The organism is Sphingomicrobium marinum (assembly GCF_026157105.1).
GTDB classification, from domain to species: Bacteria; Pseudomonadota; Alphaproteobacteria; order Sphingomonadales; family Sphingomonadaceae; genus Sphingomicrobium; species Sphingomicrobium marinum.
Window position 1 is genome coordinate 1378792 of record NZ_JANPVQ010000001.1, and the last position, 23987, is coordinate 1402778.

Consider the following 23987-nt stretch of genomic DNA (forward strand, 5'->3'; position numbering starts at 1 on the left):
ACGCTAGTCGCGCTTTACAGAAGCCGCAACTGGTCGCCGCTCGGCGGCTCGAACAGGTCGGTGCGCAGCTTGAACTTTTCGCGTCCCAGCCCGTGGTCGCGGCACGCCTTGTCGAACCGCTTGCGGAACAACTGCGCCCACACGCCCTTGCCGGTCAGGCGGCTATGAAAGTTGGGATCATTGTCTCGCCCGCCGCGCATTTCGCGGATCGTTGCCATCACCTTGCCCGCGCGCTCGGGATAATGCGCATCGAGCCAGTCGCGGAATAGCGGTGCAACCTCGTGCGGCAGTCGAACTGGCAGTGAAAAAGCATTGCCCGCACCGGCCTTGGCACCTGCTTCGACGATGGCTTCCATCTCGTGATCGGTGATATGCGGAATGACGGGCGACACCGACAGGTACACGGGCACGCCTACCTCGGCGAGTTGGCGGATCGCGGCAATCCGTTTGCGCGCAGCGGGGGCGCGCGGCTCCAGGGTGGCATGGACCTTCGGATCGAGCGAGGTGACCGACAGCGCGACCGCCGCCAGCCCCAATTTGGCTGCCGGGGCGATCACATCGAGATCACGTAGCACGCGGTCCGACTTAGTGGTGATCGTGAAGGGATGCTTCAGCTCCCACAGCACCTTCAAGATCTCGCGCGTGATCTGCCACCGCCCGTCGATGGGCTGGTAAGGGTCGGTGTTGGTGCCGAGCGCGATCGGGGCAGGCGTATAGCCTTTTCGCCCGAGCGTCTGGTGCAGCAATGCCGCCGCATCGGGCTTCACGAACAGCTTGCTTTCGAAATCCAGTCCCGGTGAAAGGTCGTGATAGGCATGGGTAGGGCGCGCGAAGCAGTAGATGCAGCCATGTTCGCACCCGCGATACGGATTGACCGACCGGTCGAACCCGATGTCGGGAGACTTGTTGCGCGTCAGGATGGTGCGCGGTTTTTCGATGGTGACCGAGGTCCGCCGCTTCGGCGCCGGCCCATCGATCTGCATGCGCTGATCGAGCCAATCCCCGTCCATTTCCCGCGCCTGCAATCCGAAGCGAAGAGGGGTGGTATTGCGCGTTGCTCCGCGCCCTTTGTGCGACTCGACTGGCATACCCCAAGCCTATGCCACCCACGAGAACATAACAAGAACGTTATAGGTCGGGGTAAGTCGGCCAGCGGTGTTCGACGAGATCCTTCAGCGCCGCCGGAGTCGATCCGGCCTGCGCATGGTAGACAAAGTAGTTGCGCAGCACGGCGGGCACGTAGAAGCGCGTTTCCCAATAGCTCAGGCTTTCGATCCAGAGCAGCGGATCGCCCTTGTCATTTATGCCGTTCCAGCGCCGCACCGGCACTGGCCCGGCGTTATAGGCGGCGATGATGCGCGGCAGCTGGTCCTGCAAATAGCGATCGCCGCGCACTTCCTCGATATAGGCCTGGCCATAGTCGAGATTATATTCGGGGATCTTGAGCGTCTCCACTGAAGGCGGACTGTCGCCGCGCCGCCGTGCGATGTCGCCCGCCGTGCCGGGGCGCACCTGCATCAATCCGACGGCATTGGCCGGGCTGACCGCCTGGGTGCGGAAATCGCTTTCTTGGATGATGTGCGAATAGGCCATCAGCGGGTCGATCCGCCACCCGTTGTTGGGCCGCCATGCCGGCGCCGGATAGCGCGCCGATATGTTCACCTTGGCACCCCGCGGGCCATTGGTACCAAGATAATATTGCGCCGATCCCAGGCTCAACCGCCGAGCGATTTCGACAAGTGCCGGTTGGTCGGTCGGCTCGCCGATCGCGGCCTGGTGGCGTAGCAGCTCATCCGCCAGCGCGCGTCGACCAAGACCGGCCATGACGATCGCGCGGCGTACGTTGGGAAGCGCCTCGACGCGGCGCAGCGTCTGCTCCGAAGGCGCCTCCACTTGCACCGGTAGGGTGCGCACCATGCCCAGCGTCTCGCGCGCGATCTGGCCGTAAAAGCTTTCGGGATCGACCGACGCTGCGCGCATGCGCGGTGCCACTTCGTGGGGCCTGCCGCATGCCTGTTCCGCGCGCGCCGACCAATAATGCCCGGCTGCTGCCAACTCGCTGTCGCGCGTGCCGAGCGCGGCATAGCGGAAGGCCCCCGATGCGCTGTTGCAATCGTTGAGTCGCCACGCCGCCAACCCTTCAACCCATGCCGCCTGCGCGCTCCATTCGGGGGCCTGGTAGCTGCGTCCTTCGCGCGCCACCCGAAGCGCGTCATGGTCGCGCCCTTCGGTATAATAAAGCCACGCCACACGCTGGGCGATTTCGGCACGGCCACCATATCCCATCAGCGCGATGGCTTCGCGGTAATGCGCCTCTGCGCCTTCGGGATCGTTGGCTTCGACGAATTGCTGGATGATCGGACGCAGGCGATCGGCTTGGGCATCGCCGCTGACCGTTCCCGGCCGGAAGCGGCGCGGGGCAGCGCCAAAGCTGATCATCCGCTGCCGCGCGATAACGGGGATGGGGTCGGCACCGCGACGCTGCGCCAGGCTCGCCAGTTGCGCCGCCTGCGGCAGTTCGCGGGCGCGGACGATTAGATCGGTAAGCGCTGCCGCCGACACTTCGGGCGAACCCGCAGCCAAATAGAGTTCGGCGCGCACCAATGCCTCCACCGGATCGCGCCTGTCGAGCCGATCGACCAGCGCCGACGCGACCGCCCATTGCCTGGTGTAAATGGCGTTGAGCGCATTGGCCGGCGTCGCTTCGGGCAGCGCGATCTGCTCGACCACGGGGGGAGGGGCATCTTGCGCAGGCCGGGGGGCAAGCGGATCGACTTGCTGGGCCAATGCCAGCAGCGCCAGGGTCAGGCTCATGCGTCCTCGGCAGTAAGTATGAGAAGATCGGCCCAGGCCATTGCCTTGTCCTGCGGGCGCTTGAGCAGCCAGCGCGGATGGAAGGTCGCCACCGTGCGCACCCCTTCCACCTGGTGCAAGCGGCCCCGTGCCTTGGCCAGCGGCTCACCCAGCAAGGCCCGCGACGCCGCATCGCCGAACAGGAGCAAGCGTTGCGGCTTGAATGCCTGCACCTGCATCCTTGCAAGTGCCGCCAATTCCTCGAGAGCCTCGGGCGCGACCTTTTCGCCGGGTCGGTGCGCCGGTTCCAGCAGGGCGCGCGCGCAATCGTCGCGTTTCAGGTCGAGCGCTTTGAGCATCCGGTCGAACAATTGGCCGGCTTCGCCGCCGAACGGCTTGCCAACCGCCGCGTCCGCCTTGTCCGGTCGATCGCCGAGAATCATCATCGGCGCCCCGACGGGGCCAAGCGCCGGCACGTGCCGCGCCTTCATCGCTGCCGATCGCATTTCGAGGAACGCCGCGACATCTTCGCTCGATTGGGGAAGCCGTGCCGCGCGCACCTTGGGCGGCGCGCTGACGGGCTTGGCGCGCGTGAGTTCATGCACCTCCAGCCAGGAGGGCGGCTCGTTACGCACCGCGACATCCACGCCGGCTTCGTCGTAAAATTCCAGCAAGGCGCGCGCTGCGTCGCGGTCGATTCCATCCATGGACGCACGATTGGCCATGTTGACCGCGCGGTCAATTCGCTGGCAGGGGTTGATCAAGCCCAAAAGAGGGCAAAATGCGATCAAGGGAATGAGTATGAGCGACCGGGAGTCGATGGAATATGATGTCGTGATCGTAGGCGCGGGCCCCGCCGGCCTGTCCGCCGCGATCCGATTGAAACAATTGGCCGAGGAAAAAGGCCAGGACATTGAAGTCGCCGTGCTCGAAAAGGGCTCCGAAGTCGGCGCGCATATCCTCTCGGGCGCGGTGATCGATCCCAAGAGCCTCGATGAATTACTGCCCGACTGGCGCGAAGACGATAGCTGCCCGCTCAAGATCGAAGTCAGCGAAAACCATCACTGGGTGTTGACCGATAGCGGCCATGTCAGCGTACCGCATCTGCTGACCCCCAGCTTCATGCACAACAAGGGCTGCTTTACCGGCAGCCTTGGCAACCTGACCCGCTGGCTCGCCGAAAAGGCGGAGGGTTTGGGCGTCGAGATCTTCCCGGGCTTCGCGGCTGCCGAGATCCTCTACAATGAGGACGGCAGCATGAAGGGTGTCGCTACCGGCGATGTCGGCATCGGCCGGAACGGCGAACATCGCCCCGATTATGAACGCGGCATGGAATTACATGCCAAATATACGCTGATGGGCGAGGGGGCCCGCGGCCATCTGACCAAGCAGCTCACCGACAAGTTCGGCCTGCGCGAGGAGAGCGGCCCGCAGGTTTATGGCATTGGTATCAAGGAGTTGTGGGACATTCCTGCCGAAAAGCATAAGCCCGGACGCGTGATCCATACGCAGGGCTGGCCGCTCGAGGACGCATGGGGCGGGGGCTTTTTGTATCACCAGGATAATGGCCAGGTCGCGCTGGGGTTCGTCGTCGCGCTCGACTATGACAACCCGTATTTGCGTCCCTTCGAGGAAATGCAGCGCTGGAAGACTCATCCGGATATTCGCGCCGAGATCGAAGGCGGCAAGCGCGTGTCCTACGGTGCGCGTGCCATCAACGAAGGCGGCTACCAGGCCATCCCGCAGCTGGCTTTCCCGGGCGGCGCGCTGATCGGCTGTTCGGCAGGGTTCGTCAACGTACCCCGCATCAAGGGCACGCATACCGCGATGAAGACCGGCATGATGGCTGCAGAACATGCTGCCGAAGCACTCGCCAGCCAGCGCAAGAACGACACGCTCGAGGGCTACGAGCCCGCGGTGCGCGCAAGCTGGGTCGGCAAGGAGCTGAAGAAGGTCCGCAACGTCCAACCGATGGTGGCGAAGTTTGGCGGCCAGTTTGGCAGCTTCCTCGCGGGCATTGAAATGTGGCTCAACCATCTTGGCATCGGCACGCCGTGGACGATGAAGCACACCGCCGATCACAAGCATATGCGCCATAAGGATCATGTCGCGCCGATCCACTATCCCAAACCCGATGGCGTGCTGACCTTCGACAAATTGTCCTCGGTCTACATCTCGAATACCAATCACGAGGAAGACCAGATGGTTCACCTCCAGCTCAAGGACCCGAGCGTCGCGATCGAGGTGAATTACAAATGCTATGACAGTCCCGAGCAGCGCTACTGCCCGGCAGGCGTCTACGAAATCGTGGGCGAGGAAGAGGGCAATCCGAGGCTTCAGATCAACGCGCAGAATTGCGTGCATTGCAAAACCTGCGACATCAAGGACATGACGCAGAACATCAACTGGGTGGTTCCGGAGGGCGGCGGTGGCCCAAATTATCCGAACATGTAACGCCGGTCTGGCCGCGCTCCTGGCGCTGGCCGTTGCCGCGGCTCCTGCTACAGCGCAGCAGCGCAATGACCGGCTCGGTCTATACCTGTCTGCACGCGGCGCGGAAGCGATCGGCGATGAAGATCGCGCCGCCATGCTGTACGGTCGCCTGCTGGAACGCGACCCGGCCAACCCTGTTATCGTGGCCGAAGCGATGGGCAGCGCGATCACCACCGGGCGCTTCGATCTTGCGCGCGCGGTCGCCAAAAACGCCGATGTCCGCCAATTCGACCTGCAGGGTCGGCTGTTCCTGATCGCCGATGCGCTCGCCCGCGAAGATGATGCCGCGGCACTTTCCGTTCTCAGCGACGACGCCGCCCAGGCCAATGTCGATTTCGTCGCACCATTCGTGCGGGGCTGGATCGATGTCGCAAGCCGCCGTCCGGCGACGCGCGAGCGTGGCATCCGCACCGTGACCGGCATTGGGGAGGACGCGCCAATGGCCGCGTTCGTCGCCGAACAGGCCGCCTACATGCACCTTGCCAACAAGGATCCAGCGGCGGCGGCGCCATTCATCGAGCGCGCCTTACCTCTTTCCGCCGGGCGCGAAACCGCGCTGCGCATCGCTTTCGCCGATGGGCTGGCAAAAGCCGGCGACAGCACCGCCGCACAGGCCTTGCTGGCGGGGGACAATCCATCGCTCGCCGCGGCGCGTGGTCGGCTCGAACAAGGTCAGTCGCTCGGCTTCGCGGTGGACACGCCTGCGAAGGCGTTCTCCCAGCTGCTGCTGGCGCTTGCCATCGACGTCAACCGCGGACAGCGGCTCGACCTGCCCCTCGCGCTGACGCAGATTTCGCGCGCTGCCGATGGCAAGAATGCCCAGGCCGCCATCGTGACGGCGCTGCTTTTGCACCAGTTGGATCGCAGCGACGAGGCGTTGCCGCTATTGTCGGCCATTCCTGCCAAGCACCTGCTCGCCAGCAGCGCCCGCGATAGCGAAGTGCAAGTCCTCATGCAGACTAACCGGCTCAACCGCGCGCTGGCGATCGCGCAGGAGGGGGTGCGACAGACGCCCGATGCGCCGGGCGTCCATGGACGCGTCGGTGACGTGCTTGGTGCGCTGGATCGTCATGCCGAAGCTGCCGACGCCTATGCCCGCGAGCGAGGCGGAAGCCTTGATGACTGGACGTTGCTGTTCCTTGAAGGGGCGCAGCGCAACGACGCCGGGCAATGGGAGGCCGCCGAAACCCTCCTGCGCCATGCGCTTGCCGCTTCGCCCGATCAGCCTCTGGTGCTCAACTATCTCGGCTACACCATGCTTGAGCGCGGCGAAAATCTCGAAGAAGCCACCGCGATGATCGCGCGGGCGCACAAATTGCGCCCCGATAACGCCTCGATCACCGACAGCCTTGGCTGGGCCCAGTACAAGATGGGCGAAATCGACAAGGCTGTCGAAACGCTCGGCCAGGCGGTCGCGCAAGAATCCGCCAATGCCGAGATTTACGAGCATTATGGCGATGCGCTTTTCGCGGCGGGCTATCCGATCGAAGCACGTTTCGCCTGGGGCAATGCGCGCCGCGTGGCCGACGAAGACGAGGGCGAGCGCGTGGTGCGGCTCGACAGCAAGCTCGCCCACGGGCTCAGCAAGGCCAACGCAGCCCCCTGATGCGCGAACCGGCACCGGCCAAACTCAACCTCGCGCTCCATGTCCGCAAGCGGCGCGAGGATGGTTATCACGAGATCGAGACCATCTTTGCCTTCTGCATTGATGGCGACTGGATTGAAGCAGAAGAAGCCGATGATCTATCGCTGACAATCAAAGGACCGTTCGCGGACGGGCTCGATGTCGACGATAATCTGGTGATGCAGGCCGCGCGTGCGCTCAGGGAGGCCAGCGGCAAAAAAAAGGGCGCCGCACTGACGCTCGACAAGCGTCTTCCGATTGCTTCGGGCATTGGCGGCGGATCGGCCGATGCAGCAGCAACGCTGCGTTTGCTGACGTCGCTGTGGGGCACCGACACCGCGCACATCAGCCAGATCGCGACGGCCTTGGGGGCCGATGTGCTCGCCTGCGTTTTCAGCCTGCCCGCCAAGGGCGATGGGGTAGGGGACACCCTCTCGCCCTACGACCTCTCCGAATATTCAGGCGCACCGGTTCTCTTGGTCAACCCGGGCATCGGCGTTTCCACCGCCGACATCTTCCGCGCCTGGGATGGCACCGATGGCGGCCCGTTGCCCGACGACTGGCGAGAGGGCCGCAACGACCTCGAACCGATCGCGCGCGCTCGCACGCCCGAGATCGGAGAGGTGCTGCGCTGGCTGGACGAGCGCGTCGGCTGCCAGCACGCGCGCATGTCGGGCAGCGGCGCTACCTGTTTTGCGGTGTTCGAGACCCATGAGCAGCGCGACGCTGCCGCGACTTTATGCCCCGAAGGCTGGTGGCATCTCGCTACCGAACTGCGCTAAGGCGCGGCGTATGACGCGACCCATTCTCACCGCCGAGGCCATGCGCGAGGCCGAACAGGCAGCCATCGATGCTGGAACGGCTGAAACCGAACTGATGGAACGCGCCGGCAAGGCCTTGGCCTATGCCGTCCACCGCATGAGCCATTGGCGCAGCGCGCTGCTGCTCACTGGTCCCGGCAATAATGGCGGCGACGCCTATGTCGCCGCGCGCTATCTCAAGGCGCACGGTTTCAATGTTCGCATCGCCGCGCTTTCGCCACCCAAAAGCGATGCTGCGAAGTGGGCAGCCGACCAATGGGGAGGGGAGGTCGAAGAGCTGGGAGCCGACACCCCAACGGCTCCGGTCGTCATCGACGCCATGTTCGGCACCGGCCTGAAGCGCCCGCTCGAAGATGAACTTGCCGCCAACGCCCGCCGACTGATCGATGCCGCCAAATTCGCGGTCGCGTGCGATCTGCCGAGCGGCATCGACACCGACAGCGGTGAGATCCTGACCGATCTTGGTGCATTGGACGCGACAGTCACGTTCGGCGCGCTCAAACCCGCGCATCGCCTGGCACCGTCGATGCACCGCATGGGTCGCGTTTTACTGCGCGATATCGGGCTAGGCGAGATTGACACCGACTGGCACGAGATCGCCGACATACCGCTGCCGCCGCTCGACCCGATGGGCCACAAATATAGCCGTGGGCTCGTCCACTGCCTGTCGGGCGCCATGCCAGGCGCAATCGCGCTGTCCGCCAAGGCCGCCGCGCGCGCTGGCGCGGGTTATGTCCGCGTATCGACGAGCCGGATGATCGACGGCCTGCCAAGCGCCATCGTCCAAACCGAAGCCGCCGACGCACTGGATGACGATCGCATCGGCTGCCTGCTGGTCGGCCCGGGCATGGGCGACATCCCGCCCTTGTTCACCGTCGCGCTGACCAAGCACCATCCGCTCGTCATCGACGCGGACGCGCTCAAGCATGTTGGCGAGCCTGAACGCCTGCAAGGCCATGACGCCATCCTGACGCCGCATGAAGGCGAGTTCAAAGCGCTCTTCGGCGACATCGAAGGCAGCAAGGCGGACCGTGCCCTGATCGCCGCTCAGCAGACGCAATGTGTCGTCGTCTACAAGGGCCCCGACACGCTGGTCGCATCGCCCGACGGTCGCCTAGGCTTTGCGCCGCCGGCACCTGCATGGCTCGCCTCGGCGGGCACGGGTGATGTCCTCGCCGGCATTATTGCCGCGCATCGCGCCCGCGGGATGGAGCCATTCAAAGCCGCTTGCAGCGCGGTCTACCGGCATGGCCGTGCCGCGGAGCAAGCAGGCGAGGGAATGATCGCCGACGATCTGGTCGACGCCTTGTGAGCGAGGAAATCGTTCGCATTGCCGCGCGCGGCGATGGCATCACTTCATCGGGCAAATTCGTTGCGGGCACAGCTCCCGGCGACACGGTCGACAATGGAAAGCTGCTCGCCAAAGGTCCCCACCATCAAAACCCTCCCTGTCGGCACTTTCCCCAGTGCGGCGGCTGTCAGCTCCAGCATCTCGATGATGAAGCCTATGCGGCTTTTTGCGAAGACCGGATCCGCTACGCGCTTACCCAAAAGGACCTGGTGACGACGATCCGGCCCGCGCACCTTTCGCCGCCGCGCTCACGCCGCCGCGCCAGCCTAAAGGCCGCGCGGGTCGGCAAGCGCATCGCCATCGGATTTTCCGAATCGAGGAGCCATCGCATCATCGACATGACGGAGTGCCATATCTTGCGCCCCGAGCTACTTGCGCTGCTCGAGCCGATGCGCCAACTTCTCGGCGGCCCACTCGATATGGGGCGCACCGCCGCCATCCAGATGACGATGGTCGATCAGGGCATCGACCTCACGATCGCAGGCGTCGAGGCTCACGGGCTTCAGGCTGCCGAAGCGCTGCCGGCTTTTGCCGGAGCACACCGGCTTGCGCGCCTCTCGCTCGATGAGGGTCTGGGTCCCGAGCCGCGTTACGAGCCACGCCCCGTAACTATCACGCTCTCGGGCAATGCCGTCGCTTTCCCCTCGGGCAATTTTCTCCAGGCTACCGAGGATGGCGAGGCCGCATTGGTGGCCGCCGCACAAGAAGCCGCGTGCGAGGGACCGATCCTCGACCTGTTTGCCGGGCTTGGCACGTTCAGCTTCGCACTGGTCGACCAGGGCGACGTGACAGCTGCCGAAGCCGACCGCAGCGCCATCCTGTCGCTCATGGCTGCTGCCAAGCGCACGAGTGGCACCATCGCGGCGCAGCATCGCGATCTCTACCGCAATCCGTACCAGGCTGACGAGCTCGCACCCTATAGAACAGTCGTGCTCGATCCCCCGCGATCGGGCGCGCAGGCACAATGCGAAACGCTGGCCCGCGGCGGCCCCGCGAACATCGCTTATGTCAGCTGCAACCCCGATACGTTCGCCCGCGATGCGCAGGTGCTTGTCGCAGGGGGCTATACGCTCGAATGGGTTCAACCCGTCGGCCAGTTCCGCTGGTCGACCCATGTCGAGCTGTGCGCCGCGTTCACGCGCTAGAGGTGGGCGATATATTCCATCGCCGCGTGGAGGGTGAGCGCGATCAACAGCAGCGATGACGTCACAAAGGTGATGCTGCGCGACTTGCCGAGCGCCTGGACGACCGAATGCGCGATACGCAGCCCGACATAAGCCCATGCGAGCACCACGTTGACTATGTGATCCTGGTCCATCAGCACCAGCGCAATGACGATCGCGTAGAACAAGGTCGGCTGCTCAACGAGATGCTCGTAATTCTGCCGCGCCCAGAGATATTTGGGGTCGATCCGACCTTCGAGATCGCGCCCGCGCGCGCCGCGCGGCGTCCCGCGCAGATCCGCACCGCTTCGGATGCCGGTTTGCATCTTGAAGGCTGCCAGGAACAGCATGACGATTGTCCAGGCGACCAGCGCGATAATCGGACCCAGCAGGGGGTTCACATGATCCATAGTCAGGCTCCTATTCGAACGTAGCGAAGAAGACGGCGAGGACCAGCTTGCCGATCAGTCCGAGCAGGCAGATCGATCCCAGCGCGAACAGCGGGAAGCGCACCGCGACCCGATTGGTGAGCGCCTGTTCCAGGCTGTGCGCGACGCGAAGGCCAACATAGGCCCAGGCCAGCACCATCGAGATCATCGAGGCGTCGCCCATCAGCACGAGCGCGATGATCGTCGCGTAGAACAACGTCGGCTGCTCCATCAGGTGATTATAATTGTGCGCCTTCCATTGCGCCTTGGGATCGATGACACCGTCGAGATCGCCGCCGCGCGACCCGACGCGTCCTTTCAGGCTGATCCCCTTGGCCTTCATAGCACTGAAACGGGTCACGTAGAGCCAAAGCAGCATGACGCCCGACCAGGCGATCAAGGCGGCAAGCGGCTGTAACAAGGTCAACATATACGGCATAAGAAAACCCCCCACGTTTGATGCGTGAGGGGTCTTCTTGAACCAGGTCGTTTCGAAAGTGAACCTATTCGAACATCTTGGCGAAGCGGCGCTTCTCGCGATGTTTCCACGCGCCGCGATGATAGGCGTCGCTGGCCAGCAGCGGCAGCACCGACGTGGCTTCGGCATAGACCATCTGCTCGAGCGCAGTGTCCACCTTGCCCCAACTGCACGCTTCCTGGAGCGTTGAGGAAGAACAGGCACCGTCGCGCACGTCCGCCACGGTGATCTGCACCGCATATTTGTGCATCTCGACATCGTCATGGCCAAGTATTTCGGCGCACACCACCGTGTCCTGCGCGAAATTCTTGGGTACACCGCCGCCGATCATCAAAAGGCCGGTCGACCCTGCCTTGATCTTGATGTCGGTCAGTTCACGAAAATCGGCGATGGCATCGAGCACCATATAGTCCTCGCCAGCCTTCATGCGGTCGACCTGGTGCTTGACGAGACCGAAGCCTGCCGAGCTGTCGACGAAAGCCGGGCAGAAAATCGGCACATCATGCTCGTAGGCGAGCTTGACGAGGCTGTTCTCTTTCTTGCCGTGCTCGCTGAGATATTTGCCCATCTCGCGGATGAAAGCGCGGCTCGAATAAGGCTTGGGGTCGAGCGAGTTGGCGATATCAGCGATCGTGTGATCGGTATCCTGCAGCGCTTCTTCGTCGATATAGGTGTCGTAGATGCGGTCGATGTAGAGCGAACGCAGCACCTTGTCGTCGGGGATTTCGAGCGCCTGGTAGTGCTTGTGACCGAGCCCTTCGAAGAAATCCATGTCGACGATGGTGGCGCCGGTGGCGACGATGGCGTCGACCATGTTCGACTTCACTAGCTCTGCATAAAGATCCATGCAGCCGCCGGCCGAGGTCGATCCCGCCACGACGAGGATGATCGAGCAATCCTTGTCTTCGAGCATCTGGTTATAGATGCGGGTTGCGCGCGCCAGGTCACGGCTGGTGAAGCTCATCTTGCCCATCGAATCGATGATCGGGCGCGCATCGAAGCTGGTGATGTCGATATGCTCGACGACGTTCGACAGCAGTTCCGCCTTTTTCTGGCGATCGATCTGCTCTTCGTGCGGATGGGTGGCGAGGTCCTCGCTCATTTCTCTCTCCAATTGTTAGTCGCGCTAAGCCCTTACAGGCGAACGACGTTTGACTCGTCAGGGCGTTCCGCGCTGAAGCTGTAAAGGCTCATCATCGGCTCGTCCGATACGGTGATGCGATCTTCGACACCGAAGCCATTGAACCCGGTCCGCATGGCGCAGCCATAGGCGCCCAGCATCCCGATCTCCAGATAGTCGCCGGTCTTCACGTCCTCGGGCAGGACGAACGGACCTTTCATGTGATCCATGTCGTCGCAGGTCGGCCCGTAGAAGCTGAAATGCGCGAGGGGGGCATCGCTCTCCTCGGCGCGCACCAGTTCGGTCGGATAGCGCCAACCGATATGAGCCGCATCGAACAGCGCGCCATAAGCGCCGTCATTGATGTAAAGATCGTTGCCACGGCGACGCTCGACACGCACCAACACGCTTTCATATTCAGCGCACAGCGCACGCCCCGGCTCACACCAAAGTTCGGCCGAATAGCTAATCGGCAGGTCCTCGAACTTCTCGTGGATAGCCTCGAAGAAGCTTTCGAGCGGCGGGGGCTCCATGCCGGGATAAGCCGACGGGAAGCCGCCGCCGACATCGATGATGTCGATGGTGACCGAACTTTCGATGATGGCGGTGCGCACGCGTTCCATCGCTTCGGTGTAAGCTGCCGGCGTCATTGCCTGGCTGCCGACGTGGAAGCAGATGCCCATTGCGTCGGCAACCTGGCGTGTTTCCAGGAGAAGCTGGCTCAGCTCGTCGGAATCGGCACCGAACTTCGTGGCAAGGCTCAGCTTCGAATGCTCGCTCGACACCTTGAGACGGACCAGCAGGTTGAGATCGGTCGCGCCGCGTGTGGCCTTGCGGATCTTCTCCAGCTCATCGAGGCTGTCCAGGCTGAAGGTCTTCACGCCGTGGCAGAAATAGGCCTCTTCGATCACCTCTTCGGCCTTGACCGGATGCATGAAGCACATGGTGGCTTGCGGAAGCGTCTGGCTGACAACGCGCACTTCGCCGATCGACGCGACGTCGTAATGCGTGATGCCGCCATCCCAGAGCACTTCGAGCAGGTCGGGAGCGGGGTTGGCCTTTACCGCATAGAGCGACTTGCCCGGAAACTTCTCGACGAAGAAACGGGCTGCACGCCGGGCGGCATGCGGGCGGACAAGAGTAATCGGCTGGACGGGCTTGCGCCTCGTCGCTAGCCCCAACGCGGAATGAAAATCTTGCAACTCAAGGGACCTCCGAAGGTGTCAGTTCAAACAAGCTGCCTTGCGGTGGAAGTCCCTTGGGGCAGCGTGGCGCGATATATGGTGCAGACGAGATGAAGTAAATATGAATTTCGCGTGCGAAAAAAGCGCTAGGAAATGGCAGGCCGCTGCGCTTTTCTGGGCTTGAGAGGGAGATAGGATGGCAAGCGTGACGCGAGAAGACGTGCTGCAGGCCGCAGACCGCATCAAAGGCGCGGTTCGCCGCACCCCGCTGACCATTCATGACATTGGTGGTGCCAAGGTCGCCATCAAGTGGGAAAATCGGCAGACCGGCGGCGCGTTTAAGCTGCGCGGTGCATCCAATCGCCTCTTGGCCTTGTCTCCGAAAGAGAGAGCAGAAGGCGTCGTCGCCTTTTCTTCGGGCAATCACGCCCGGGGCGTGGCGATCGCTGCGCGACGTCTCGGCATGCACGCCGCCATCGTCATGCCCGCCGATGCGCCCAAGGCAAAGATCGAAGGCACGCGAAGCGAAGGCGCCGAAATCTTCACCTATGATCGCCTGACCGAAAGTCGGGAGGAGATCGCCGCCCGTCTTGCCGAAGAACGCGGCGCTACCCTCGTGCCGAGTTTCGATGATCCGTGGATCGTCGCCGGGCAGGGGACATGCGGCCTCGAGATCCTCGAGCAGGCCGGTGAACAGGGCTTTCCGGTCAAGCGCATCATCATCTGCTGCGGTGGCGGCGGACTATCGTCTGGCATTGCGCTGGCCTGTCCCGATGCCGAGATCGTAATCGTCGAACCCGAAGGCTGGCACGACATGGCGCTCAGTCTCCGAGCCGGAAAGCCGAAACGCGTCCCTGCTAATCCGCCACCAACGCTGTGCGATGCGATCCAGACGCTCATGCCCGCCGAGTTGACCGTCGACATCCTTCGAGCACGAGGCGCGAAGGGCGTTCAAGTTGGTGAAGACGCAGTGAGGGACGCCATCCGCTGGGCTTTTGCCAAGGGCGAGGTGACTGAACCGGGCGGCAGTGTTGCGTTAGCCGCCCTGTTGTCGGGGTCTGTCGAGCCAAAAGATGGCGATGTTCTGCTGGTATCGGGCGGCAATATCGATCCAGCTTTGCATGCCGAAATGGTCGGCGCCTAAGCGACTTGCGCCTTGAACGGGCCGGGCGTCAGCCTGTTGGGGCTGGATCGCTCGACGGCCTGCGTCAGTTCCTCAAGCTCTGCCGCCAGGATCTGGAGTTCGGCCGCCAGCGCCTTGGGATCGGCGCGGGCCATATCGGCAGACGCGTCCATGAGGCTCTCCAGCATCATTGCGATGCAGGGCAGGATCGTTTCTTCGATCCGCTCGAACGCCTCTTCGAGACGCGCTTCTGGTGCAGGACTAGCCATGCGCGCGATGATGACGCAAAAGCGGTAAGAAATTATTAAAAGAGCTCCATGTCGACAATCGCCGCCGCTTTGCTTTCGATCGGAATGGTCGCCGCGTTCCTGCTCGCGTTCGTCGGCACCAAACAGGCCATGCAAAAAGAAGACCGCACGGCAAGGCAGCGCGGTCTCCTGATGATAGCCATGGCGATCATTTTAGTCGGAAACGTCCTGATCTGGACGCTTTGATCAGCGGATCGGGCAATCCGGATCGAGGCGGTAGTCGAGATAGTCGTCGATCACCTTGAACAGCTCCGGGATTTCGTCCTGGAAAAAGTGATTGGCGCCCTCGATTTCTTCATGCGCGATGGTGATGTGCTTCTGGGTCCGAAGCTTGTCGACCAGCTTTTGCACAGCGCTTGGCGTTACCACCTCGTCAGCGGTGCCCTGGATGATGATACCGCTCGCCGGACAGGGGGCGAGGAAGCTGAAATCGTACAGGTTGGCCGGCGGCGAAATCGAGATGAAGCCGCGAATTTCGGGGCGGCGCATCAGCAACTGCATGCCGATCAGCGCGCCAAAGCTGACGCCAGCGACCCACGTCACTTCAGCTTCGGGATGGATTTGCTGAACCCAGTCGAGCGCGCTCGCTGCATCGCTCAGTTCGCCGATGCCGTTGTCGAAAGTGCCCTGGCTCCGGCCGACCCCGCGAAAGTTGAACCGCAGCGTCGCAAAGCCGCGGCGGACGAAATCCTTGTGCAGCATTTGGACCAGCTGGTTGTTCATCGTTCCGCCAGCCTGCGGATGCGGGTGGAGGATCAGCGCTACCGGCGCGCGCGGGCGCGGTCCGGGGGTGAAACGGCCTTCAAGACGACCTTCGGGTCCGGGGAAAATCACTTCGGGCATAGATGAGCAACTCGGCAAATTGATATAATGTTGCACGAAGGGCTTCCGTGCGCGTGCGGCTCCTATATAGGGAGGATGAAACGAAGGGCAATCACGAAGAGGACATGATGACGGAGGCACGCCTCTATCTCGATCACGCTGCGGCAACACCGCTTCACCCCGAAGCGCGCGAGGCCATGATCGCTGCGTTCGACTGCTGGGCCAATCCCAACAGCCCCTATGCCGAGGCACGCCAGTGCAACGGCATCATGGAGCAGGCGCGAAAGATGATCCTTACGGCGCTCAATTGGCAGCATGACCTCATTTTCACTTCCGGCGCGTCCGAAGCGGTCGTCATCGCGGCCCAGCGCGCCAAGGTGCCGGGGCGCATCCATTGCTGCGTCGAACACGACATCGTGCCGCACGGCATGGGTGAGGGCAGCATCGCGCTCGAAGTCGATGAAAACGGCATCGTCGACATGGCTGCGCTCGACGCTGCGCTTGCACAGGGGCCGGCGCTCGTGGCCATCCAGCTGGTCAACAACGAGACCGGGGTTATCCAGCCCATCGACGCAATCTACGACCGAGTTCGGGCCGCGGGATCGCTGCTTCTATGTGACGCGGCGCAGGGCGCGGGGAAGATCGATCTTCCGGACGCCGATTTCATTACCGTTTCCGCGCACAAGCTGGGCGGCCCGGCGGGTGTCGGCGCGTTGCTGGTAAAGGATCTTAGAACGCTCGAAGCCATTGGCGGCCAGGAAAAGGGCTATCGCCGCGGCACGCAGAACGTCCCCGATGCCGCTGGCTTTGCTGCGGCGCTCGAAGCTGGTCGCTTTCGTAAAGCGATGCCGCGCCTGAGGGAGCTTCGCCAACGCTTTGAAAGTGCAGTAAAAGATTTGGGCGGCACCATCATTGCCGAGGCGGCACCACGGATCGCGACGATTGGTGGTATCGCCATGCCGGGTGCGACGTCTGCCGCGATGCTCGTCCAACTCGATCTTGCCGGCATTGCCGTGTCATCGGGTTCGGCTTGTTCGTCAGGCGCCATGAAAGGCAGCCGCATCGTCGCCGCAATGGGGCGCGAGGATCTGGCCAACCACTTCCTTCGCGTCAGCTTTGGGCCGGAAACGACCGACGCCGATATCGATCGCCTGCTGGAAGAGCTTAAAAAGTTCGCATGATCTATCTCGACTATCAGGCGACCACGCCAATGGCGCCCGAAGTCGAACAGGCCATGCTTCCATGGCTCGGCGAGAAGTTCGCCAATCCCCACGCGCCCTATCGTGCGGGCAGGGAAGCCGCCGCTGCCATCTCGGTCGCGCGCGATCGCGTTTCAGCTCTGATGGGGCAGGGGGGAAAGCTCGCATTCACGGGCTCGGCCACCGAGGCGATCAACTGGGCGATCAAGGGCATTGTGGCCAAGTCCGAGCGCAAGCACGTCGTGACCATCGCGACCGAACATGCTGCCGTGCTCGACACGGTGGATTGGCACGGGCGACATCATGACGTCACGATTTTGCCGGTCGATTCCAGCGGTTTGGTCGATCTCGAGGCCGTACGCGCTGCGGTCACTGAAGACACCGCTCTTGTCGCTGCAATGCTCGTCAACAACGAGATCGGTGTCATTCAGCCGATCGCCGAGATTGCCGCCATCGCGCATGAAAAAGGCGCGCTGATGCTGTGCGATGCGGTCCAGGGCTATGGCCGCATGCCAATCCCTGACGGCCCGGATCTGATTGCCGCAAGCGCGCATAAAATTCACGGACCCAAGGGCGTCGGCTGTCTCTGGATGCGCGAGGGTTGCGAGCCGGAGCCACTCATTCACGGCGGCGGGCAGGAGGAGGGGCTGCGCTCGGGCACACTCAGTCCAGCATTGTGCGTAGGCTTTGGCATGGCCGCTAAGATTGCGTCTGAACGCATGGAAGAAGATCATGCGCACGTGGCCGCCTTGTGGGAAGCGGCAACCGCGCAGCTTGGCGAGTGGACGGTGAACGGCAGCACTGATCGACGCTATAGAGGCAATCTTAATATCCGCCGCCAAGGGCTTGATAGTGCAAGGCTAATATCTGAATTACGCGATATCGCGATATCGCTCGGCAGTGCGTGCGCCTCGGGGTCCGGTCGACCCAGCCACGTGCTGCGCGCACTCGGGCTGAGCGACATGCAAGCGAAAAGCTCGATCCGGATCGGCTTTGGCCGCTATACGACCGAGGAAGAAATCACCGACACCCTGGCGCGCATCAACGAGGCAGCTGCCAACCAATGACACTTGTCCGATTCCTGAGGCCCGACGGCACACTCGACCGCGAGGTGGAAGCCGCGCCCGGCACCAATCTGCTCGACCTTGCGCAAAACGAAGGACAGCCGCTCGAAGGCGCCTGCGAAAAAGCCATGGCCTGTTCAACCTGCCATGTGGTGCTGTCGGATGAGGACTTTGCCAAGAATCCCGTAGCCAGCGAGGAAGAGGACGACTTGCTCGATCTGGCGGCCCATGTGACCCGCAATTCGCGTCTCGCCTGCCAGGTGGACATTCCCGATCAGGAGACGTTCACGGTCCGCATGCCCGGTGGCAGCGTAAACCTTGAAGATCGCTGACTTGCATCCGGCAACACAAATCGCCATATGGCCTCTCGGAAGTCGGCGGACGATCTGTCCGTGAACCTGGTCAGGCCCGGAAGGGAGCAGCCACAGCGGTTTCGGTCGGGTCGTCGGCTTCCACCTCCCAAAACTACCAATCACCACCTTGGCGACCACTCCGGCACCGCCTAGGTTCGGCCCGTGAACGACGAATCGCCCCCGACGGAAGACGCGCCCGAACCCGACACGATGACCATGGGTCTTGGCCTCGATGAACCCGAGCAGCCGCAGCAGCCCAAGGTCTACCAGGTCCTAGCCCGCAAATATCGCCCGCAAACGTTCGATGAACTTATCGGACAGGATGCGATGGTCCAGACGCTCGCCAATGCAATCGAGCGCGATCGGATCGCGCATGCATTCATCATGACCGGCGTCCGCGGGGTGGGGAAGACGACCACCGCGCGGCTGATCGCCAAGGCCCTGAATTGCATCGGACCAGACGGGCAGGGCGGTCCTACCATCACGCCGTGCGGTCAGTGCGAGCCGTGCCAGGCCATCGCCGAAGGCCGCCATATCGACGTTGTGGAAATGGATGCCGCGTCGCATACCGGCGTGGACGATGTGCGCGAGATCATCGAGGCCGTGCGCTATGCCTCGGTTAGCGCGCGCTACAAGATCTATATCATCGACGAAGTGCACATGCTGTCGAAAAGCGCCTTCAACGCACTGCTCAAGACGCTCGAAGAGCCGCCGCCGCACGTCAAATTCATCTTCGCCACGACCGAGATCGACAAGGTGCCCGTCACCGTTCTTTCGCGCACGCAGCGGTTCGATTTGCGCCGCATCAGCGCCGAGCAGTTGCAGAACCACTTCGCTAAAATCGCCAAGGCCGAGGGAGTGCAGGCCGAGGACGAGGCGCTGGCGGTGATCGCCCGCGCTGCCGAGGGGTCGGCACGCGACGGGCTGTCCCTGCTCGACCAGGCGATTGCGCATGGCGAAGACACGGTCACCGGTGATGCCGTTCGCAAAATGCTCGGGCTTGCCGATCGCGGCCGCATCCAACGATTGCTCGACGTTGTTCTCAAAGGAGACGCGGGCAAGTTGCTCGCCGAGCTCGACGAGGCCCACCAGCTCGGCATCGATCCCTCCGCTGTGATGCGCGGGCTGATGGAATCGGCACATACCATCAGCCGCGCCAAGGCCGGCGGGGCAGGCGACGTCATGCGTTCGGAAGAAGAGCGCGCCAATGCTGCCGCCCACGCCGAAAAGCTGGGATGGCCGCAGCTCCATCGCCTGTGGCAGTTGATGCTCAAGGGTCTAAGCGATGTACAGATCGCGCCGGACCCGCGCGAAGCGCTCGACATGGCGCTGCTGCGGCTCGTCCACGCCGCGGGCATGCCCGATCCCGGCGCCGTCATCGACGCGCTCAAGAATGGCAAACCTCTTCCCGCAGTCGCCGCCGCGAAAAATGGAGGCGCGCCGACTCCAGAAGCGCCGCAGGCACAGGTTGAACCGACGCCGGCCGAGCCGCAGATGCCCGCCGACTTCCCGGGTTTCATCAAAGCGCTTGAAGACGCCGGGAACATGGCGCGCGCGATCGAACTGCACGACAAGGTCGGTCTCGTATCCTACGAACCGCCCAAACTCGTGCTGCAGCCCAAGGCGCCGCTCGACCAGGATTTTGCCCGCGACCTAGCGACCAAGGCAAAGGATGCGACCGGCGCTGCATGGGTAATCGAACTCGCGCAATCGGGCGGAGACGCCTCTTTGCGCGAACAGGAACAGATGGCCGAGGCGCAAGCGCGCGACGCCGTATTGAACGACCCGATGGTCAAAGCCGTCACGGACGCGTTTCCGGACGCAGAACTCGAAACCGTTAACCAGAAAGGGGCCTGACATGCCCGATATGAACGACATTCTCAAAATGGCCCAGCAGGCGCAGCAGGACCTCGCCAAGGCGCAGGGCGAACTCGACAATATCGAAGTCGAAGGCGTGGCGGGCGGCGGTCTCGTCAAGATCAAGACCACCGCCAAGGGCCGCATCGTCGGCATCTCGATCGACGACAGCCTGATGAGCGTCGACGAGAAAGGCATGCTCGAGGATCTGATCGCGGCGGCGTTTAACGACGCCAAGGGCAAGGCCGACCAGGCTGCGGCCGATCTGATGAAGCGCGCGATGCCGGCCGGTTTCCCGGTTCCAGGCCAGGCCGGCTCACCCTTCTAACACTCTTGCGATTCCGTAGCGGCGTGCCATGCTGACAAAATTGTTGGCAGGGAGAGATGCGTCATGACCGTTCGCCTAGGCACCATGCAGGATTGGCCCATGCACGTCATGCGCCTCGTCGACCATGCCGAGCGCGAACATCCCGATGGCGAAGTCGTTTCGGCCTGGGCCGACGGCACGACGAGTCGCACCAACTGGGCCGAGGTCGCGCAAAAGGCGCGCCAGATGAGCCAGGCGCTGGTCGCTGCAGGAGTCAAGAAAGGCGACCGCGTCGCCACGCTCGCGATGAACCATGAGCGCCACCTCATCGCCTGGTATGGCGCCATCGGCATGGGCGCGGTCCTCCACACCATCAACCCGCGCCTCTTCCCGGAACAGCTCGCCTACATCGCCAACCACGCGGAAGACAGAGTCCTCCTCTACGATGCGATGATGAAGCCGCTGGTCGATGCCATGAAGGGCCAGTGGAAAACCATCGACACCTATATCTGTTTTGACCCGCCCGAAGGCTGGGACGGGGGCCAGGGTTTCGAAGACTGGATCGCGCCGCATGACGGCGACTTCCAGTGGACCGAAGCGGACGAGCGCGATCCCATCGGGCTGTGCTACACGTCGGGCACCACGGGCAATCCCAAGGGTGTCATTTACGAGCACCGCTCGATGATCCTGCACGCGCTCGCGGAGATACAGCCCGACTGTTTTAACCTCGGCAATCGCGACTGCGCGCTTCCCATCGTGCCGATGTTCCACGCCAACGCCTGGGGCCTGCCCTGGGCCGCGCCGCTGGTCGGCTGCAAGATGGTGCTCTCTGCCGATTATACCGCCGAGCGCATGGTCGACCTGTTCCGCGAAGAAAAAGTCACGCATAGCGCCGGTGTCCCGACCATCTGGGTCGACGTGATCGCGCATATCGAAAAGACCGGCGCGGACCTCGGGCCCCTTCATACCGTGACCATCGGCGGTTCGGCCGCACCGCGCGCCATGATCAAGTGGTTCCGCGACCGCGGCATCGAGGTCGGCCACGCCTGGGGCATGACCGAACTCAGCCCGATCGGCAGCCTCGCGGGCAAGCCCAATGGCTGGGAAGACATGTCCGATGAAGGGCAGATCGAATATACCGCCCGCCAAGGCCGCGTACCCTTCGGCATCGAGATGCGCATCATCGATGATGAGGGCAATACGCTGCCCCGCGACGGCAAGTCGTCGGGCGACCTGCAGGTGAAGGGCGCCTGGGTGATCGAACGCTACTTCAAGGCCGATGAAAGCGCGCTTACCGACGACGGCTGGTTCTCCACGGGCGACGTCGCCTGCCTCCATCCCGATGGCTCGATGCAGATCACCGATCGATCGAAGGACGTCATCAAGTCGGGCGGCGAATGGATTTCGTCGATCGAGCTGGAAAACGCCGCCATCGGCGTCGATGGCATTGCCGAGGCCGCCTGCATCGGCATCTTCCACCCCAAATGGGACGAGCGCCCGTTGCTCATCTGCGTCAAGGACGGCAGCTGCGATGTCGACGGCGATAAAGTGATCGAGGGCATCAAGGACCAGGTCGCCAAATGGTGGCTGCCCGACGCGGTCGAATTCGTCGACGAACTTCCCCACACGGCGACCGGCAAGCTATCGAAAAAGACGCTACGCGAACAATTTGGCGACTATAGTTTCGAAGGCGTGGAAGCAATGGCGGGGCGCGACTGATCGTCGCTGCGGACGTAGTGCTGGAAATCCCCGACGCCTTTCGCTACCTCGCCTGCAAATCCCACTATCCAGTCTAAGGAATCGCGACCCATGGCCGCACAGTACGCCTTCGTCATGAAGGACATGACCAAGTCCTTCCCCGGTGCCCAGAAGCCGGTGCTATCGAACATCAACCTGCAATTCTATCGCGGCGCCAAGATCGGCATCGTCGGCCCCAACGGCGCGGGTAAATCGACGCTCATGAAGATCATGGCCGGCATCGACAAGGACTTTCAGGGCGAAGCGTGGCCGGGCGAAAACATCACCGTCGGCTACCTCGCGCAGGAACCCCAGCTCGACGAGAGCAAGACCGTGCTCGAGAACGTCAAGGACGGCGCGCGCGACATCGCCGACAAGGTCGATCGCTTCAACGAGATCACCACCCTCATGGGCGACCCGCCCGAAGATGCCGATTTCGACGCGCTGATGGCCGAAATGGGCGAGCTTCAGGAAGCGATCGACGCGGTCGACGGCTGGACGCTCGACAACCAGCTCGAAATCGCAATGGAGGCGCTACGCTGCCCGCCCTCGGACAGCCCCGTCACCAACCTGTCGGGCGGTGAAAAGCGCCGCGTCGCGCTGACCCGACTGCTGATCCAGAAGCCCGACATCCTCCTCTTGGACGAACCGACCAACCACCTCGATGCCGAAAGCGTCGAATGGCTCGAAAACCACCTCAAGGAATATGAGGGTTCGGTCCTGATGATCACCCACGATCGCTACTTCCTCGACAACGTAGTGGGCTGGATCCTCGAGCTCGATCGCGGTCGCTATTTCCCCTACGAGGGCAACTATTCCACGTATCTCGAAAAGAAGGCCAAGCGCCTCGAACAGGAAGCGCGCGAGGAATCGGGGCGCCAGAAATCGCTGCAGCGCGAACTCGAATGGATCCGGCAGACCCCGGCGGCGCGCCAGACTAAGTCTAAGGCGCGTATCCGCAAGTTCGAACAGCTGCAGGACGAGCAGATGGAGCGCAAGCCCGGCAAGGCGCAGATCGTCATCCAGGTCCCCGAACGCCTTGGCGGCAAGGTGATCGAGGTCGAGGGCCTGTCGAAGGCCTATGACGACAAGCTGTTATTCGAAGACTTGAGCTTCACGCTGCCGCCCGGCGGCATCGTCGGCGTGATCGGCCCTAACGGCGCAGGTAAATCGACGCTGTTCCGCATCCTCACGGGCAAGGAAGAACCCGACAGCGGTACGGTCGACATCGGCGACACCGTGCGCCTCGGCTATGTCGACCAGAGCCGCGATGATCTCAATCCCGACAACAATGTCTGGGAAGAAATTTCGGACGGCCTCGATTACATGCAGGTCAACGGCCACGACACGAGCACGCGTGCTTATGTGGGCGCGTTCAACTTCAAGGGGCAGGACCAGCAGAAAAAGGTCGGCAAGCTATCGGGCGGCGAACGCAACCGCGTCCACATGGCCAAGATGCTCAAGCAAGGCGGCAACGTGCTGCTGTTGGACGAACCAACCAACGATCTCGACGTCGAGACGCTGGGCGCCTTGGAAGAAGCCATCGAAAACTTCCCCGGCTGCGCCGTGGTGATCTCGCACGACCGCTTCTTCCTCGACCGCCTCGCGACGCATATCCTCGCCTTCGAAGGCAACAGCCATGTCGAGTGGTTCGAGGGTAACTTCGAGGCGTATGAAGAGGACAAGCGCCGTAGGCTGGGCGATGCAGCGGATCGGCCGAGCCGGGTGAGCTACAAGAAGCTGTCGCGCTAGAATTGCTTTG

At 62.9% G+C, this 23987-nt stretch carries 23 protein-coding genes and 1 other RNA gene; 15 read left to right on the forward strand and 9 right to left on the reverse strand.

Translation table 11 applies throughout. The features are described 5' to 3' along the window. Positions 1-14: 14 nt before the first annotated feature. The 3 genes from NUX07_RS06895 to NUX07_RS06905 are packed head-to-tail and all read right to left on the reverse strand — an operon-like array spanning position 15 to position 3500. On the reverse strand, positions 15-1088 hold the full coding sequence (locus tag NUX07_RS06895; RefSeq protein WP_265529839.1) for a PA0069 family radical SAM protein: 1074 nt from the start codon (positions 1086-1088) through the stop codon (positions 15-17). A 40-nt stretch (positions 1089-1128) separates the two neighbouring features. Beyond that, positions 1129-2814 (reverse strand): lytic transglycosylase domain-containing protein, encoded by a 1686-nt coding sequence (locus NUX07_RS06900; protein WP_265529840.1) that lies wholly within the window; start codon positions 2812-2814, stop codon positions 1129-1131. After that, positions 2811-3500, reverse strand: a complete 690-nt coding sequence (locus tag NUX07_RS06905; protein ID WP_265529841.1) for a uracil-DNA glycosylase — start codon at positions 3498-3500, stop codon at positions 2811-2813. The genes NUX07_RS06900 and NUX07_RS06905 overlap by 4 nt, the downstream gene beginning before the upstream one ends. A 94-nt stretch (positions 3501-3594) precedes the next feature. Here NUX07_RS06905 and NUX07_RS06910 point away from each other — a divergent pair, with 94 nt between their 5' ends. Genes NUX07_RS06910 through NUX07_RS06930 form a run of 5 tightly spaced genes read left to right on the forward strand, consistent with a single transcriptional unit; the run spans position 3595 to position 10227 of the window. Further along, positions 3595-5247, forward strand: a complete 1653-nt coding sequence (locus tag NUX07_RS06910) for an electron transfer flavoprotein-ubiquinone oxidoreductase (protein ID WP_265529842.1) — start codon at positions 3595-3597, stop codon at positions 5245-5247. Further along, positions 5222-6892 carry a tetratricopeptide repeat protein gene (locus tag NUX07_RS06915; RefSeq protein WP_265529843.1) on the forward strand — a complete coding sequence of 557 codons (1671 nt, stop codon included), beginning with the start codon at positions 5222-5224 and terminating at the stop codon, positions 6890-6892. Before NUX07_RS06910 ends, NUX07_RS06915 begins: the two co-directional genes overlap by 26 nt. After that, on the forward strand, positions 6892-7692 hold the full coding sequence (locus NUX07_RS06920; RefSeq protein ID WP_265529844.1) for a 4-(cytidine 5'-diphospho)-2-C-methyl-D-erythritol kinase: 801 nt from the start codon (positions 6892-6894) through the stop codon (positions 7690-7692). The genes NUX07_RS06915 and NUX07_RS06920 overlap by 1 nt, the downstream gene beginning before the upstream one ends. Positions 7693-7702: 10 nt before the next feature. After that, positions 7703-9043, forward strand: coding sequence for an NAD(P)H-hydrate dehydratase (locus NUX07_RS06925; protein ID WP_265529845.1), 1341 nt, complete (start codon positions 7703-7705; stop codon positions 9041-9043). Next, positions 9040-10227, forward strand: a complete 1188-nt coding sequence (locus tag NUX07_RS06930; protein WP_265529846.1) for a class I SAM-dependent RNA methyltransferase — start codon at positions 9040-9042, stop codon at positions 10225-10227. The genes NUX07_RS06925 and NUX07_RS06930 overlap by 4 nt, the downstream gene beginning before the upstream one ends. Here the strand turns inward: NUX07_RS06930 and NUX07_RS06935 are convergent. The 4 genes from NUX07_RS06935 to NUX07_RS06950 all read right to left on the reverse strand — a co-directional run bounded on the left by NUX07_RS06935 (position 10224) and on the right by NUX07_RS06950 (position 13473). Then, on the reverse strand, positions 10224-10655 hold the full coding sequence (locus tag NUX07_RS06935) for an MAPEG family protein (RefSeq protein ID WP_265529847.1): 432 nt from the start codon (positions 10653-10655) through the stop codon (positions 10224-10226). The two genes, NUX07_RS06930 and NUX07_RS06935, sit on opposite strands and share 4 nt — an antisense overlap. Positions 10656-10665: 10 nt before the next feature. Further along, positions 10666-11103 carry an MAPEG family protein gene (locus NUX07_RS06940; RefSeq protein WP_265529848.1) on the reverse strand — a complete coding sequence of 146 codons (438 nt, stop codon included), beginning with the start codon at positions 11101-11103 and terminating at the stop codon, positions 10666-10668. Between the two features lie 73 nt (positions 11104-11176). Beyond that, a complete protein-coding gene (locus NUX07_RS06945; protein WP_265529849.1) occupies positions 11177-12253 on the reverse strand; it encodes a 1,9-bis(guanidino)-5-aza-nonane synthase in 1077 nt (358 codons plus the stop codon). 32 nt (positions 12254-12285) lie between these two features. Further along, positions 12286-13473 (reverse strand): type III PLP-dependent enzyme, encoded by a 1188-nt coding sequence (locus NUX07_RS06950; protein ID WP_265529850.1) that lies wholly within the window; start codon positions 13471-13473, stop codon positions 12286-12288. 178 nt (positions 13474-13651) lie between these two features. On the opposite strand from NUX07_RS06950, the gene NUX07_RS06955 reads away from it, so the two are divergent. After that, positions 13652-14599, forward strand: a complete 948-nt coding sequence (locus tag NUX07_RS06955; RefSeq protein ID WP_265529851.1) for a threonine ammonia-lyase — start codon at positions 13652-13654, stop codon at positions 14597-14599. On the opposite strand, the gene NUX07_RS06960 is transcribed toward NUX07_RS06955, so the two are convergent. Then, complete coding sequence (locus NUX07_RS06960) at positions 14596-14847, reverse strand: hypothetical protein (protein ID WP_265529852.1); 252 nt, start codon at positions 14845-14847, stop codon at positions 14596-14598. The genes NUX07_RS06955 and NUX07_RS06960 overlap by 4 nt on opposite strands. 48 nt (positions 14848-14895) lie before the next feature. Between NUX07_RS06960 and NUX07_RS06965 the strand changes: the two genes are divergently transcribed. Then, entirely contained in the window at positions 14896-15072 is a 177-nt protein-coding gene (locus NUX07_RS06965; protein WP_265529853.1) for a hypothetical protein, read from the forward strand. Here NUX07_RS06965 and NUX07_RS06970 read toward each other — a convergent pair whose 3' ends face one another. Beyond that, positions 15073-15729 carry an alpha/beta hydrolase gene (locus tag NUX07_RS06970; RefSeq protein WP_265529854.1) on the reverse strand — a complete coding sequence of 219 codons (657 nt, stop codon included), beginning with the start codon at positions 15727-15729 and terminating at the stop codon, positions 15073-15075. It lies immediately after the preceding gene. A gap of 107 nt (positions 15730-15836) precedes the next feature. Here NUX07_RS06970 and NUX07_RS06975 point away from each other — a divergent pair, with 107 nt between their 5' ends. The 8 genes from NUX07_RS06975 (at position 15837) to ettA (ending at position 23977) form a co-directional block, all read left to right on the forward strand. Then, complete coding sequence (locus NUX07_RS06975; RefSeq protein WP_265529855.1) at positions 15837-16889, forward strand: cysteine desulfurase family protein; 1053 nt, start codon at positions 15837-15839, stop codon at positions 16887-16889. Next, the gene (locus NUX07_RS06980; protein WP_265529856.1) at positions 16886-17974 is read left to right on the forward strand and encodes a cysteine desulfurase family protein; all 1089 of its coding nucleotides are present in this window, start codon (positions 16886-16888) and stop codon (positions 17972-17974) included. Before NUX07_RS06975 ends, NUX07_RS06980 begins: the two co-directional genes overlap by 4 nt. Beyond that, positions 17971-18303, forward strand: a complete 333-nt coding sequence (locus tag NUX07_RS06985) for a 2Fe-2S iron-sulfur cluster-binding protein (protein WP_265529857.1) — start codon at positions 17971-17973, stop codon at positions 18301-18303. Before NUX07_RS06980 ends, NUX07_RS06985 begins: the two co-directional genes overlap by 4 nt. Positions 18304-18337: 34 nt before the next feature. Beyond that, positions 18338-18431, forward strand: an RNA gene (gene ffs / locus NUX07_RS06990) — signal recognition particle sRNA small type. Between the two features lie 103 nt (positions 18432-18534). Beyond that, positions 18535-20181 (forward strand): DNA polymerase III subunit gamma/tau, encoded by a 1647-nt coding sequence (locus NUX07_RS06995; protein ID WP_407696164.1) that lies wholly within the window; start codon positions 18535-18537, stop codon positions 20179-20181. A 1-nt stretch (position 20182) separates the two neighbouring features. Then, positions 20183-20509 (forward strand): YbaB/EbfC family nucleoid-associated protein, encoded by a 327-nt coding sequence (locus NUX07_RS07000; RefSeq protein ID WP_265529858.1) that lies wholly within the window; start codon positions 20183-20185, stop codon positions 20507-20509. A 63-nt stretch (positions 20510-20572) separates the two neighbouring features. Further along, positions 20573-22207, forward strand: a complete 1635-nt coding sequence (locus tag NUX07_RS07005) for a long-chain fatty acid--CoA ligase (RefSeq protein WP_265529859.1) — start codon at positions 20573-20575, stop codon at positions 22205-22207. Between the two features lie 90 nt (positions 22208-22297). Then, positions 22298-23977 (forward strand): energy-dependent translational throttle protein EttA, encoded by a 1680-nt coding sequence (ettA, locus tag NUX07_RS07010; RefSeq protein ID WP_265529860.1) that lies wholly within the window; start codon positions 22298-22300, stop codon positions 23975-23977. Positions 23978-23987: the final 10 nt, after the last annotated feature.

What these genes read in the sequence shown, in the direction of transcription:
- NUX07_RS06895 (WP_265529839.1), bottom strand. Translation starts at nt 1,088, where the DNA reads ATGCCAGTCGAGTCGCACAAAGGGCGCGGAGCAACGCGCAATACCACC.
- NUX07_RS06900 (WP_265529840.1), bottom strand. Translation starts at nt 2,814, where the DNA reads ATGAGCCTGACCCTGGCGCTGCTGGCATTGGCCCAGCAAGTCGATCCG.
- NUX07_RS06905 (WP_265529841.1), bottom strand. Translation starts at nt 3,500, where the DNA reads ATGGATGGAATCGACCGCGACGCAGCGCGCGCCTTGCTGGAATTTTAC.
- NUX07_RS06910 (WP_265529842.1), top strand. Translation starts at nt 3,595, where the DNA reads ATGAGCGACCGGGAGTCGATGGAATATGATGTCGTGATCGTAGGCGCG.
- NUX07_RS06920 (WP_265529844.1), top strand. Translation starts at nt 6,892, where the DNA reads ATGCGCGAACCGGCACCGGCCAAACTCAACCTCGCGCTCCATGTCCGC.
- NUX07_RS06925 (WP_265529845.1), top strand. Translation starts at nt 7,703, where the DNA reads ATGACGCGACCCATTCTCACCGCCGAGGCCATGCGCGAGGCCGAACAG.
- NUX07_RS06935 (WP_265529847.1), bottom strand. Translation starts at nt 10,655, where the DNA reads ATGGATCATGTGAACCCCCTGCTGGGTCCGATTATCGCGCTGGTCGCC.
- NUX07_RS06940 (WP_265529848.1), bottom strand. Translation starts at nt 11,103, where the DNA reads ATGTTGACCTTGTTACAGCCGCTTGCCGCCTTGATCGCCTGGTCGGGC.
- NUX07_RS06945 (WP_265529849.1), bottom strand. Translation starts at nt 12,253, where the DNA reads ATGAGCGAGGACCTCGCCACCCATCCGCACGAAGAGCAGATCGATCGC.
- NUX07_RS06955 (WP_265529851.1), top strand. Translation starts at nt 13,652, where the DNA reads ATGGCAAGCGTGACGCGAGAAGACGTGCTGCAGGCCGCAGACCGCATC.
- NUX07_RS06960 (WP_265529852.1), bottom strand. Translation starts at nt 14,847, where the DNA reads ATGGCTAGTCCTGCACCAGAAGCGCGTCTCGAAGAGGCGTTCGAGCGG.
- NUX07_RS06965 (WP_265529853.1), top strand. Translation starts at nt 14,896, where the DNA reads ATGTCGACAATCGCCGCCGCTTTGCTTTCGATCGGAATGGTCGCCGCG.
- NUX07_RS06970 (WP_265529854.1), bottom strand. Translation starts at nt 15,729, where the DNA reads ATGCCCGAAGTGATTTTCCCCGGACCCGAAGGTCGTCTTGAAGGCCGT.
- NUX07_RS06975 (WP_265529855.1), top strand. Translation starts at nt 15,837, where the DNA reads ATGACGGAGGCACGCCTCTATCTCGATCACGCTGCGGCAACACCGCTT.
- NUX07_RS06980 (WP_265529856.1), top strand. Translation starts at nt 16,886, where the DNA reads ATGATCTATCTCGACTATCAGGCGACCACGCCAATGGCGCCCGAAGTC.
- NUX07_RS06985 (WP_265529857.1), top strand. Translation starts at nt 17,971, where the DNA reads ATGACACTTGTCCGATTCCTGAGGCCCGACGGCACACTCGACCGCGAG.
- NUX07_RS06995 (WP_407696164.1), top strand. Translation starts at nt 18,535, where the DNA reads ATGACCATGGGTCTTGGCCTCGATGAACCCGAGCAGCCGCAGCAGCCC.
- NUX07_RS07000 (WP_265529858.1), top strand. Translation starts at nt 20,183, where the DNA reads ATGCCCGATATGAACGACATTCTCAAAATGGCCCAGCAGGCGCAGCAG.
- NUX07_RS07005 (WP_265529859.1), top strand. Translation starts at nt 20,573, where the DNA reads ATGACCGTTCGCCTAGGCACCATGCAGGATTGGCCCATGCACGTCATG.
- ettA (WP_265529860.1), top strand. Translation starts at nt 22,298, where the DNA reads ATGGCCGCACAGTACGCCTTCGTCATGAAGGACATGACCAAGTCCTTC.